Genomic DNA, 13,238 nt, shown 5'->3' on the forward strand with positions numbered 1-13,238 from the left:
GCAGGTCCATGTCCATCTATAAGTGACAGATTRCTCCGTCTTTCCCGATTCGGTCATGCGACCAAATCGCGTATCCGGTATTAGCATTCGTTTCCGAATGTTATCCCAGTCTTATAGGCAGGTTACCTACGTGTTACTCACCCGTCCGCCGCTAAGTTATCCCCGAAGGAATAACYCCGCTCGACTTGCATGTATTAGGCACGCCGCCAGCGTTCGTCCTGAGCCAGGATCAAACTCTCCATAAAGGTGTTTGACTTGCTCAAAAACTTTTTATTGCTTTAGTCAGAAGCCGAAGCTTCTTAACTGGCAGTTTCGCTCGTTGTTCAGTTTTCAAAGAACAATCTTTTCTTTCGTGTCGGCCGTGTGTTTCAGCGGCGACTTAGATAATATATCACAGACGCCTATAGCATTGCAAGCACTTTTTTGATTTAATTTCATTTTTATTATTGCTGCGATTTATCTACACCATTCAGCTGTTATATTCCTTATTAATCCTTACTCTTCAACAAAATAAAAACGAGCCTTGCTACAGTTTAGACGATGCGATCATCTGTAAGCTGCAGCAAGACTCATATGCATGGTACCTATTTCAAAACTTCGTTAATATGAAGATGTCGTTCAACGGTCAGGTTAACAATTACTCCGCCGATCGACACCCAAGGCCTTGTAGGATGCTTGGCATCAGAGAATACAATCTCGCCGATCCGTCCATCACTAAGCTTCACTACCGTACCGTTGTGGAATTGCGTCACCTTATTCACGAAGATCGTTACATATCCAGGGTCCAGCTTACCGAACGCATCCTCCTGGATTTGCTCCAAAACGAGATATGGCGAAGCCGCTTTGCGATACGATTTGTTAAGCGTCATTGCATGGAAGATATCCGCTATACTCACTATTTTGGCATAGGGATGAATTTTTGTTGCGTCAATACCGAGCGGGTAACCGGAACCGTCAACCTTCTCGTGATGCTGCAGGGCAGTCAGCTTAGCACCCTCATTGAGAGCTGCTACGCTCTTAAGCAACTGATAGCCGAGCACGGTATGGCGCTTCATCTCTTCCTTCTCTTCCCCTGACAACGCATTAGGCTTATTCAAGATCGCCTTATCGATACGGATGTTTCCAATATCGTGCAGCAAGCCTGCGAGCGCAATCTGCATCCAATCCTTCTGCGCGAACCCCGTCCACTGTGCGATCAGATACGAAGTCATGGCTGACGTAACGCTATTATGAAGCAAATAATCACGCTCGTTGAATTGACGAGGCATGAAGGTTAATATTTTGTAGTCTTGAACATGCAGCAGCAGCTTCTCGAGCTGAGACCGTATATCCATGATGGGTAAACCCTCGCCCGTCACATACGATGCAAATACTTTTCTCAATAGCGTCAGCATCTTCTCATATTCACTATGAAGGGGAGAAACCTCCTGCTTTGCAGCTCCCTCCGCTCGAGGCTCCTCTTGCGTGTCCTCTTTGGTCTTCGAAGTGATTGTTCCGTAATCTACAGCAACTGACGTTACTAGAAATGCGTGCAAGATCTCAAGTTCCTTCGGCGTAATGACTTTGCCCTTTTGGAACAAAACTCCGCCTAACGGGGTGAGGACATCTTCTCCGATTTTATCTCCCAGCTTCAACTGAGATACATTTACCGCTGCCATCTGCTGTCCCCTCCCCTATGCTTATCCTGCTTCTGCATGTTACTGTCTGAAATTATTCGACCGGCGTTTCGCCTTCATTCTCTTCTTCGCCGTCTTCAAGGTTGTCATTCTCTTCGCTGCGAGCGACTCTAGTTACGGTTGCTACCGTATCGTCATCACGCGTATTGATGAGCTTGACGCCCTGCGTATTACGACCCATCGTCGAGATGCCTTCCATGCTCGTACGAATCAATGTTCCTAGAGCCGTCATAATCATAAGATCCTCATCGTTCTCAACGACTTTGAGCGATACGATCGGACCGTTCTTATCGGTAACGTTAAGCGTCTTGATGCCTTTTCCGCCGCGGTTCTGACTCCGATAATCGCTAACCGGCGTACGCTTGCCGTAACCTTTGGAGGTTACGATCAATACGTCCTTCTCCGGAACGATGACGTCCATATCGATAACCGTATCATCATCATCGAGCGCAATCCCTTTCACGCCTGTTGCGGAACGTCCCATCGAACGAACATCCTGCTCAGAGAAGCGAATGGACATCCCTTGGGCCGTACCCATAATGATCTCCTGGTTGCCGTCAGTCAGCTTCACTCCGATTAAGTCATCATCCTCACGAAGCGAGATTGCAATCAAGCCAACGCGGCGGATATTAATATAATCATCGAGCGGCGTTTTCTTAACGACACCTTGCCTTGTAGCGAAGAACAGATAATGATCCGGATCGAAATCTTGAACGGGGATAACGGCGTTGACCGTCTCGCCTTGTTCGATCTGAATCAAGTTAATAATCGGCGTTCCGCGAGCCGTACGGCTGAGATCTGGAATTTCATAAGCCTTCAGCTTATAAACTTTCCCTTTGTTCGTGAAGAACAGCAAGTAATGATGCGTGTTCGAGACGAATAGATGCTCAACGAAGTCATGCTCCTTCGTATCCATGCCGACTACGCCCTTGCCGCCCCGTTTCTGGCTGCGGTAAGTCGTTACAGGCAGTCGCTTAATGTAGCCTGTATGTGTAATCGAGATAATAACATCCTCGCGAGGAATGAGATCCTCGTCCAATATTTCATCGTCGCTTGCCGTAATCTCGGTGCGGCGCTCATCGCCGAATCTATCCTTCAATTCCGCAAGCTCCGTGCTAATGATGTCCAATACGAGTTGCTCGTCAGCCAAAATCGCTTTGAACTCAGCAATCTTGCGCTGCAATTCCGCGTATTCCGCTTCGATCTTCTCGCGTTCCAAGCCAGTCAGACGTTGCAAACGCATATCCAGAATCGCTTGTGCTTGCTCTAAGCTGAGCGAGAAGCGCGAAATTAATCCTTCGCGTGCTTCGTCCGTCGTGCGCGAGCTGCGGATCAAAGCAATAACTTCATCCAGATGGTCAAGCGCGATACGCAAGCCCTCCAAAATGTGAGCGCGCGCCTCTGCCTTCTTCAGATCGAACTCTGTACGGCGACGAATAACTTCTATCTGATGCTGGAGGTAGTGATAAAGCATTTCGCGTATATTAAGCGTGCGAGGCTCTCCATTAACGAGCGCCAGCATATTAATGCCGAAGTTCGTTTGCAGTTGCGTCTGTTTGTATAGATTGTTCAATACGACGCTTGGGTTAACGTCACGGCGAAGCTCAATGACGACCCGCATACCGTTCCGATCGGACTCATCGCGGAGATCGGTAATGCCCTCGATCTTCTTCTCGCGGACAAGCTCGGCGATCTTCTCGACAAGCCGCGCTTTAATAACTTGGTAAGGAAGTTCATGAACAATGATACGCGCCTTGTTGCCATTCTCTTCTATCGTTGCCCGAGCACGCATGGTAACGGAACCGCGTCCTGTCAGATAAGCCTGACGGATACCTTGATAACCCATAACGAAACCAGCCGTCGGGAAATCCGGGCCTTTTATAAATTCCATCAATTCGACCGGCGTAATATCCGGGTTGCGAATCAATGCTTGCACGCCATCGATGACCTCGTTCAAGTTATGAGGCGGGATGTTCGTTGCCATACCTACCGCAATACCGGTAACCCCGTTGACAAGAAGGTTCGGGTAACGAGCTGGCAATACGACCGGCTCTTTCTCTTCACCATCGTAGTTCGGTACGAAGTCGATCGTTTCTTTGTTGATATCGCGCAACAGCTCCATCGCAATCTTGGACAGCCTTGCTTCGGTATATCGCATCGCAGCTGCCATGTCGCCGTCAATGGAACCAAAGTTGCCGTGACCGTCGACGAGCATATAACGCATAGAGAAATCTTGAGCCATCCGGACCATTGATTCATAAACAGCAGAGTCGCCGTGCGGATGGTACTTACCGATAACCTCGCCTACGATTCTCGCTGATTTCTTATGCGGCTTGTCCGGCGACATGCCAAGCTCAGACATCGCGAACAAAATACGGCGATGCACAGGCTTAAGTCCGTCCCTTACATCGGGAAGAGCACGGCTAACGATGATACTCATCGCATAATCCATGAATGAATCCCGCATCTCCGTACCGATATCCCGATCCTTAACTGACAATCGTTGTTCTTCCGCCATGATTTACCTCCCTGACGTCATCTATAGCTAGTCCTAATCAACATAACCATTATATTACTTTCACAAATAGAGGGCTGCTAAACCCTATAAGCGCAAATAGAGAAAATGCTCATAAAAATAGGTTAATTACCGCTCTCCAGATGCTAAAAATCACCATAAAATAAACAGACCCAAACTTCATTATACCACTCATTCCAAAGTCTGTCTCCTGCCTCATTGGAAACGAAGAAGCGATTTTTATATCATCGATCTTCTTCTCCGGCTCGAGGAGATCATCGATATAAACTTTTGGAAAAATACCGAATCTGTGAAAGGAGATACGGACGTTGACCATTCAGCGCGTTAACAGCAAATGGGCCAAAACGCTCGTCTTGCTCAAATCAGACTATTTACGCCAATATATCCCGCTTACGAAGCTGTTCAGCCGCGAGACCGTCTACCGGATGCTTAATGAGTACGGCATGATTTATGTGAAGCCCATTAACGGTACGTTTGGCAAAGGAGTTATACGTGTCGAACGCACGACTGACTCGAACCGCAGCTATAAGTATCAGCAGGACACAGTCATCCACCACTATGCAAGCTTTGAAGATCTTTACAAAATGCTGCTGAAGCAGAAGAAAAATCGCAAATATATTGTCCAAAAAGGCATTCATCTGCTCCGTCACCAAAAGCGGCGCTTCGATATTCGGGTCATGGTCCAAAAAAACTTGCGCGGCGAATGGGAAGCGACGGGTATTATCGGGCGCCTCGCCCATCCAGCCAAAATCGTAACCAATTATCACAGCGGAGGAACTCCGATGCCGATCGATTCCTTAATGTCTGACCATGCCAGCCCTCAGCAAATCACGATCTACAAAAACAGACTCCAAAAGCTTAGCATTACGATTGCGAATCAATTAGTCGCCGCCTATCCGAATTTGAAGGAAATCGGCGTCGATATCGCTATCGATCATAAACTTCACCCTTGGATTCTTGAGGTTAATACGCGGCCCGATCTGCAAATCTTCCGTAAGCTCTCCGACCAGAATGTGTTTCACAAAATGTATCGCTATGCGGTAGCCTACGGGCGCTACAAGAGCTGAATAAAAGGAATAAGCAGCCTCTCACGGTGAACTGCACCCCATTTGTTAGAACGACTAACAATGGAGGGGCAGTCCACTTACAGATGGCTGCTTATTATTTATGAACTTGCTAGCCTATGACCGAATGTCCGGAAATGCTAGAAGTCTAAGTTTTTCACATATTTCGCGTACTTTTGGATGAAGTCGCGACGCGGTTCAACGTTATCGCCCATAAGCGTATCAAAGACGATATCCGCCTCCATCGCATCGTCGATCGTAACCTGGAGCATCGTACGGCTCTCCGGATCCATCGTCGTTTCCCATAGCTGCGTCGCATTCATCTCGCCCAAACCTTTGTAGCGCTGTACGTTAACCTTTACGCCTTCACCGAACTCGGCAATAATTTGGTCTCGCTCCTTCTCGGTCTGCGCATAACGAATGACTTTATTCCGTTCAACCTTGAACAATGGCGGTTGAGCGATGTAAATATAACCTGCTTCGATAATCTCCCGCATGTAGCGATAGAAGAATGTCAGCATGAGCGTACGAATGTGCGCGCCATCGACGTCGGCATCCGTCATGATGATGATTTTGTGATAACGAGCCTTCGCGAGATCGAAATCATCACTTATGCCAGTTCCAAGCGCGGTAATAATAGCCCGAATCTCAGCATTGCCGAGAATCCGATCCAGACGCGCCTTCTCAACGTTCAGAATCTTACCACGAAGCGGCAAGATAGCCTGGAAGTGACGATCACGTCCTTGCTTAGCCGATCCGCCGGCGGAGTCGCCTTCGACAATATACAATTCGCTGATCGAAGCGTCCTTGGATGAGCAGTCAGCCAGCTTACCCGGCAATGAACCGACCTCAAGCGCGCTCTTGCGGCGAGTCAGCTCGCGCGCTTTGCGCGCAGCTTCACGGGCGCGGGCAGCTTGCAGCCCCTTCTCGACGATTTTGCGCGATACGGAAGGATTCTCCTCAAGAAACTCTTGCAGCTTCTCGGCGAAGAACGATTCAACGATACCGCGAACCTCGCTGTTGCCGAGCTTCGTCTTCGTCTGTCCTTCGAACTGCGGCTCAGGAATCTTAACCGAAATGATCGCAGTCAAGCCTTCCCGTACGTCATCGCCCGAGAAGTTCGAGTCATTATCTTTAATCAGGTTCGTCTTACGGGCGTAATCGTTAATAATACGCGTGAGCGCACTCTTAAAGCCGGATTCATGCGTGCCGCCCTCATGCGTGTTGATGTTATTGGCGAACGAATAAATATTCTCAGCGTAGCTGTCGTTATACTGCAGCGCTACTTCAACCTGTATATAATCCTTCGAGCCCTCCACATAAATCGGTTTCTCGTGGAGCACCTCGCGGTTACGGTTTAAATACTCAACAAACTCGATAATACCGCCGTCATTCTTGAACGTATTAGATACGCCAGTACGCTCGTCGGTCAATACGATTTGGATGCCTTTATTCAAGAAAGCCAGCTCGCGGATACGCGATTGCAGGATCTCGTAATCATAGACGGTCGTATCTGTAAATATTTCAGGATCGGGCTGGAACGTTACCTGCGTGCCTGTCTCCGTGGACTCGCCGACGATCTTGACGTCATATTGCGGAGCGCCCTTGCGGTACTCCTGCTGATACACTTTGCCGTGAAGTTTAACTTGAACGACTACGAGCTCAGACAGTGCATTAACGACCGATACGCCAACGCCATGGAGACCGCCGGATACTTTATAGCCTTCGCCGCCGAACTTGCCGCCCGCATGCAGAACGGTCATAACGACCTCAAGCGTCGATTTCTTCAGCTTCGTATTCTCGCCTACCGGAATGCCGCGGCCGTTATCAATGACGGTGATGCTATTATTCTCGTGAACGATAACTTCGATTCGGTTACAGTAGCCTGCAAGAGCCTCGTCGATACTGTTATCGACAACTTCCCAAACAAGATGATGAAGACCTTTGCTGCTTGTGGAGCCGATGTACATCCCCGGACGTTTGCGTACTGCCTCTAAACCCTCCAGGACCTGTATCTGACTCTCGTCATACGTATGTTGTTCCAAAGACATGCAAGTTCACTGCTCCTCTCAACTGCTCTTCCTTATCGCCTTACCCGTTCGCCGCAAAATGATGTGCTCGTTTCTTCAACGTAGAGGATGATATGGGCGAATAATAAATCTTTTGCTTCGTCACGACGATTGATTTCGGCTCTTCCTCGCCAATCGTCTCGACATCCTTCCGCTTCCGCGCTCCCGCAACGAATTGCTTGGACAACTTGGAGGATTGCTCGATCGAAATATCAAAAATGGCTACTAGTTCCGCAGCCCGGATAATTTTCTCGCCGCCCAAATGGATATACATAACGTCCACCTCTCCTCTAATAGCGCCTTATCTCGTCACTCGGCCCTCTTGCACATGGTAGATGCCGGCATCTTGAAGCTTGGATAAATTCACGCTTTCAAGCCCGGTCGTCGTTATAAACGTTTGCACTTTGCTCTGAAACGTTTCGATGAGCTGCGTCTGCCGATTTTGGTCGAGTTCGGATAAGACGTCATCGAGGAGCAATAGCGGATATTCACCGATTTCCTCGTTAATGAGCTCGATTTCTGCCAATTTTAAAGATAAGGCCGTCGTTCGCTGTTGGCCTTGCGAGCCATAGGTTTGCGCTTCCTTGCCGTTAATAAAAAACGTCAAATCGTCGCGGTGCGGTCCCGCTAAAGTCACGCCTCTGCGAATCTCCTGATCTTTCACCTGTGTTAACTTTATCATAAATTGATCAAATAAAACAGATTCATCTTGAAGCGCGTCGGTGTCGAAGGAGGGGCAATATTCGATCGTGAGCTGCTCTGCGCCGCCTGTAATGCCTGCATGAATTTGCTCGGCGAACACTTGTAATTTATGTATAAAGTGTTTCCTTTTTTTCATGATTTTAACACCATGCTCCGCAAGCTGCATATTCCACACATCGAGCATCGTCTGATTAACGCTGCCGGGGCCTGCCGTCTTCAAGTAATTGTTGCGCTGCTGAAGCACTTTGCCGTATTGCTGGAGCGTATGCAAATAACCGGGCTGCACTTGTCCGATTTCCATATCGAGAAACCGTCTTCGTACCCCCGGCGTACCTTTTACAATTTCGAGATCCTCAGGCGCGAACATGACGACATTCACCGATCCGATGAAATCGCTCAGCTTGCGCTGCTCCAGACCGTTAATCCGTGCCTTCTTTCCTTGCTGCGTGAATGCGAGATCAAGCTTGACTGAGCCGTAGCGTTTATCTACCTCGCAGCTTAGGCGAGCGGAATCGGCTTCCCAGCCGATCAGCTCCTTGTCCTTCGACGTACGATGCGACTTCGACAGCGCCAGCACGAATATAGCTTCAAGCAGATTCGTCTTGCCCTGGGCGTTAGGCCCAAGAAATATATTCACCTTATTCGGCGTTTGCAGGTCAAGCTGACCGTAATTGCGATAATTTTGCAGTTGTATGCTCGTTAGAAACACGCTTCGTCCTCCCGGTTCGTTGATGCATTAGCTCCTAACAACCGTAAAGACGCCGCATCCTTCCACTTCTACGCGATCGCCGGCATAAAGTTTCCGTCCACGTCTGTTATCCGCTTCGCCATTAATGTGAACAGCCGTTTCCTGAAGAAAAAATTTTGCTTGTCCACCTGTGGATATACAATCCGACAGCTTCAGAAATTGTCCAAGCGCGATGTATTCGGTTTGAATGGAGATTTCCTTCACCCTAATGTCTCATTCCCTTCTTCGCTAGTGATTTCTCTACCTAGCCCGTTGTACGATACGGCAAAATGACGTACATGCTGTACTCATGGTCAAGCGGACGAATAATGATCGGGCTCATCGCTCCGGTGAATCCGATGAACAATTGCTCGCTGTCGATAACTTTAAGCACGTCGAGCATATATTTGGAGTTGAACGCGATACGCAGCGGTTCGCCATTGAACTGCTTCGCCTCAAGCTGCTCCGTTACACGGCCAAGCTCAGTTGAGCTCGACGAAATTTCGATGCTGCCATCCTCAAGCGTCATAAGGCGGACGATGTTCGTTTTTTCCTCACGCGACATCAAATAAGCGCGATCGATCGCGTCCATCACATTTTTTGTATCAAGAACAAGTTCTGTTTTGAACACTTGCGGAATAATTTTAGAAGTGTCGGGATAAGTCCCGTCCAATATACGCGAATAGAACAACACGTTGCCGATCTTGAACAGCACTTGATTGTCGGCGACAACGATATCGACGAGCATATTCTGCTCGGGAACAAGCTTCGACAGTTCCACGAGCGTTTTCGCGGAAATTACGATGTTGTTGAAACGGTAATCCGGATGCGTATCGACTTTCGCAGTACGGCTCGCAAGACGATGGCGGTCAGTTGCGACGAACTTGAGCTCGCCTTCGTTCAGATTCCACAAGACACCCGTCAAAATCGGCGTTTGTTCGCTTGTCGATGCAGCTAGCACGGATTGGCGAATCATCGCTTTTAATAAATCGCCAGGCATTTGGAATATTTCATTTTGCTCAATGGATGGCAGCACCGGGAACTCTTCTGGATCAAGTCCAACCATTTGAATTTCGGTAGCGCCTGAACGAATGATCGTTTGGTAGTGAGCGCCGACTTCGATGCTGACCTGGTCCGATGGGAGCTTTTTAACGATTTCCACAAAAAATTTGGCAGGCAATACGACATTGCCCGGTTTATCCACATGTGAAATAACGAATTGATCTCTTTCAACAGGTATGAAGCTTTGGATGGAGATATCGGTATCACTCGCTGTTAATGTTACACCTTGGTGCGTAACTTCAATCTTGATACCGCCAAGAATCGGAATTGTAGGGCGAGAGGACGCTGCTTTGGCAACCTGTTGGATAGCGTCGTTCAATTCATTTTTTGAGATCGTTAGTTTCATGATTACACTCCTAGCGTTTATATAGATTGAGCGATGCGAAATTTGGTTTTGACGGGCTTTCAACAGGCGGCGTTAGCCGTCTATATTTGATGATGTTTATTAAAGATTTTTAGTAGACGTAGTAGTAGGGGCACTGAATATGTGGATAACCCTGCGGAAAACCGATAAAGCAAGCCTATCCACATGTGCATAGCGTGTGCATAGGCTTGCTTGGTTGTTCACATATGATTTTTGATTTTTTCGGTTAAATTCTGAATGATCTTCGTAAGATCCTGATCCACTTTAAGCTGCTGTGAAATTTTCTCGTGCGCATGGATGACTGTCGTATGGTCGCGGCCGCCGAACGCCTCGCCGATCTTCGGCAATGAGAAGTCGGTAAGCTCGCGTGACAGGTACATCGCGATTTGGCGCGGATAGGCAACGGCTTTCGTACGCTTGCGGGCTTTGAATTCCTCCAGGCGCAGTCCGTAGAACTCTCCGACCTTAGCCTGAATGTCCTGCATCGTGATCATCCGCGGTCGGCTTGATGGAATAATATCCTTCAGCGCTTCGGCTGCCAGATGCGACGTAATATCGGCGTTGATCAAGGATGAATAGGCGACAACGCGGATAAGCGCCCCCTCAAGTTCCCGAATATTCGTATCGATCTGGTTGGCGATATACACCATCGCTTCGTTCGGAATATCAAGATTCTCAGCTTTCGCTTTCTTGCGCAGAATGGCGATTCGCGTTTCGAGATCAGGCGGTTGAATGTCGGTAATAAGTCCCCATTCGAACCGTGAACGCAGCCGTTCTTCGAGCGTTGGAATTTCTTTCGGCGGACGGTCACTAGAAATGACGATCTGCTTTCTTTCTTCATGCAGCGCATTGAAGGTATGGAAGAACTCCTCCTGCGTTTGCTCCTTGCCCGCTAGAAACTGAATATCATCGACGAGCAATACGTCGATATTGCGGTACTTCGTACGGAAGCTCTCGCCGCGATTGTCACGAATGGCGTTAATGAACTCGTTCGTGAACTTCTCGGATGATATATAGAGAACCTTCGTATTCGGATTATGGTCCATGATGTAGTGGCCGATCGCATGCATTAAGTGCGTCTTGCCGAGTCCAACACCACCATAAAGAAACAACGGATTGTACGCCTTGGCCGGCGCTTCAGCGACGGCGAGCGATGCCGCATGGGCGAACCGGTTGTTGGCTCCGATTACGAATGTATCAAACGTATATTTTGGGTTAAGCATATGGCTATGCGTTTCTTCTTGCGCAACCGGTGTTTGCACGGTCTTCGGCGGAAGCGAAATGATCGGTTCTGCGCTGCGCTGCTCTTCAATTGCAAATTGAACGTCCACCTGTCTGCCCAAAAATTCAAACAGTGTCGTTCTTATGAGCTTCGTATAGCGATTCTCCAGCCATTCGACAGCAAATGTTGTCGGGGCGGTTACTTCAAGTATGGAATCATCGACAAAAGAAGCCTTCGTCGCTTTGAACCAGGTGTCAAAGCTCGGCTTGCTTAATTTGGTCTGGATGATTGACAACACTTGCTGCCATAAATCATAGGTATGGCTGTCCACAGACTGTCACTCCTTATTCAACTCGCCTAAGTCGGCGCGGTTAAGCTAAACGTTGTCGAAAATCAGGGATTTATAACGAAAGCATCCACATTATGACGTAGATGAAGAAACTGAGTTATAAATAKGGGATGATTTTGTTCACAATGTTATCCACAGGTTGTTGATAAATATGAGGCTTCTACGATGTAATCCACATCAAAAACATAATAATCATAGCAAAAGATCCCTTATATTTCAACGAATTCGCTGATTTTATCCACATTCTCAACTGCTTGTGCATAGAAGTTATCTACAACACTACATATTGTTTATATCTTGTTATCATTTCGACAAAGTTCGTTACCGATCGAGAAAAATTGTGCACATGTTATTAGTTTTCTAGAATGAGCCGCATTTCATACGTTATCCACAATAAAAATCGGATAAAGCTTATTCCTGTATTTTGCATCGGCGAGGTACATTGACTTTTGACCGCCCACATGGTTTAATTAAAAAGGTGTTTTTTAAACAGAGAAGAAGTTATAACTGACACATTGATATATGTAATATAGGAGGTGCAGAACGATGAGACCTACATTTAAACCGAATGTAAGCAAACGCAGCAAAGTGCACGGCTTCCGCAAACGTATGAGCTCGAAAAACGGACGTAAAGTTTTGGCAGCGCGTCGTCAAAGAGGAAGAAAAGTACTGAGCGCATAAGCAGAAGACCACGTCCGGTGGTCTTCTTTTTTTTGTTTATACAAGCCCTATATTTTTCACGAAATGCAATGTCCTCTATATAGGAATAGGAGGACTGAGTCGTTTCGTCTCCAAATATAAGATTTTATAAGGTTTACACTTATAATTTGGCTTATATTTCACCGCGAAACGGTTACTACACCGCCATTGATCGGTGTAGGTCGTTTACGCTTGGGCTATACTTATTAGAAGAAATGAAAGAACGGTGGCCATAAGTCGTGCATAGAAAGTTGCGTCTGCGTAACCGCGGGGATTTCAGCCGGATCTATCGAGGCGGCAAATCATTCGCAAATGGACAATTTGTCGTATATTGGTCTAAACAGCCGGACGCGGATCCATTCCGCCTCGGTGTTTCGGCGAGCAAAAAAATCGGAAATGCGGTCATGCGCAATCGGATGAGGCGGATGGTTAAGGAGATCGTGCGCCACCAGGCTGATCGGATAGCCCCGAAGACGGATCTTATTCTTATTGTCAGGAAGCCGGCAACGGTCATGAAGATGAAGGAAATGGAGAAATCGGTGCTTCATGTGCTTAAGAAGGCAGGACTGCTGAAGAGTTTGGGCCAACCGCCTGTTAAGCGTAAGGAATAGCCTGTTTTCGGCTGAAAATGGACGTTCACTCAAAGTCGTTAAGAAAGCGCATGCACCTTGATGCTGCTTGTTTCTTTGTCCCATAAATTATGGTATAGTCTAGATTGACGAGCCTGTCGTAAAGCTGCTAATTCAATTGTCAAACGACGTTGGCTTG

The 13,238-nt window shown here is 47.7% G+C and carries 11 protein-coding genes and 1 rRNA gene; 3 read left to right on the top strand and 9 right to left on the bottom strand.

What is annotated here, in order from left to right:
* From AC1DF0_RS03820 to gyrA, 3 genes are all read right to left on the bottom strand, one after another.
* Positions 1-245: ribosomal RNA gene (locus AC1DF0_RS03820) — 16S ribosomal RNA — on the bottom strand; the annotation flags it as partial.
* 339 nt (positions 246-584) lie between these two features.
* Positions 585-1,658, bottom strand: coding sequence for an HD-GYP domain-containing protein (locus AC1DF0_RS03825; RefSeq protein WP_442049871.1), 1,074 nt, complete (start codon positions 1,656-1,658; stop codon positions 585-587).
* Between the two features lie 52 nt (positions 1,659-1,710).
* Entirely contained in the window at positions 1,711-4,194 is a 2,484-nt protein-coding gene (gene gyrA, locus AC1DF0_RS03830) for a DNA gyrase subunit A (RefSeq protein ID WP_442049870.1), read from the bottom strand.
* 326 nt (positions 4,195-4,520) lie between these two features.
* Between gyrA and AC1DF0_RS03835 the strand changes: the two genes are divergently transcribed.
* Complete coding sequence (locus AC1DF0_RS03835; RefSeq protein ID WP_477573134.1) at positions 4,521-5,279, top strand: YheC/YheD family protein; 759 nt, start codon at positions 4,521-4,523, stop codon at positions 5,277-5,279.
* A gap of 137 nt (positions 5,280-5,416) precedes the next feature.
* Here the strand turns inward: AC1DF0_RS03835 and gyrB are convergent, their stop codons facing one another.
* From gyrB to dnaA, 6 genes are all read right to left on the bottom strand, one after another.
* On the bottom strand, positions 5,417-7,327 hold the full coding sequence (gene gyrB, locus AC1DF0_RS03840; RefSeq protein WP_442049868.1) for a DNA topoisomerase (ATP-hydrolyzing) subunit B: 1,911 nt from the start codon (positions 7,325-7,327) through the stop codon (positions 5,417-5,419).
* A 40-nt stretch (positions 7,328-7,367) separates the two neighbouring features.
* Positions 7,368-7,619, bottom strand: coding sequence for an extracellular matrix regulator RemB (remB, locus tag AC1DF0_RS03845; RefSeq protein ID WP_012772007.1), 252 nt, complete (start codon positions 7,617-7,619; stop codon positions 7,368-7,370).
* 27 nt (positions 7,620-7,646) lie between these two features.
* Positions 7,647-8,756 carry a DNA replication/repair protein RecF gene (recF, locus tag AC1DF0_RS03850; protein ID WP_442049867.1) on the bottom strand — a complete coding sequence of 370 codons (1,110 nt, stop codon included), beginning with the start codon at positions 8,754-8,756 and terminating at the stop codon, positions 7,647-7,649.
* Between the two features lie 27 nt (positions 8,757-8,783).
* Positions 8,784-8,999, bottom strand: a complete 216-nt coding sequence (gene yaaA / locus AC1DF0_RS03855; protein ID WP_337103829.1) for a S4 domain-containing protein YaaA — start codon at positions 8,997-8,999, stop codon at positions 8,784-8,786.
* Between the two features lie 40 nt (positions 9,000-9,039).
* A complete protein-coding gene (gene dnaN, locus AC1DF0_RS03860) occupies positions 9,040-10,182 on the bottom strand; it encodes a DNA polymerase III subunit beta (RefSeq protein ID WP_442049866.1) in 1,143 nt (380 codons plus the stop codon).
* A 218-nt stretch (positions 10,183-10,400) separates the two neighbouring features.
* Positions 10,401-11,753, bottom strand: a complete 1,353-nt coding sequence (dnaA, locus tag AC1DF0_RS03865; RefSeq protein ID WP_475823026.1) for a chromosomal replication initiator protein DnaA — start codon at positions 11,751-11,753, stop codon at positions 10,401-10,403.
* 564 nt (positions 11,754-12,317) lie between these two features.
* On the opposite strand from dnaA, the gene rpmH reads away from it, so the two are divergent.
* On the top strand, positions 12,318-12,452 hold the full coding sequence (gene rpmH, locus AC1DF0_RS03870) for a 50S ribosomal protein L34 (RefSeq protein ID WP_307204190.1): 135 nt from the start codon (positions 12,318-12,320) through the stop codon (positions 12,450-12,452).
* A 257-nt stretch (positions 12,453-12,709) separates the two neighbouring features.
* A complete protein-coding gene (gene rnpA / locus AC1DF0_RS03875) occupies positions 12,710-13,081 on the top strand; it encodes a ribonuclease P protein component (RefSeq protein WP_337103832.1) in 372 nt (123 codons plus the stop codon).
* Positions 13,082-13,238 lie beyond the last annotated feature (157 nt).

The organism is Paenibacillus sp. 05T425 (assembly GCF_056396205.1).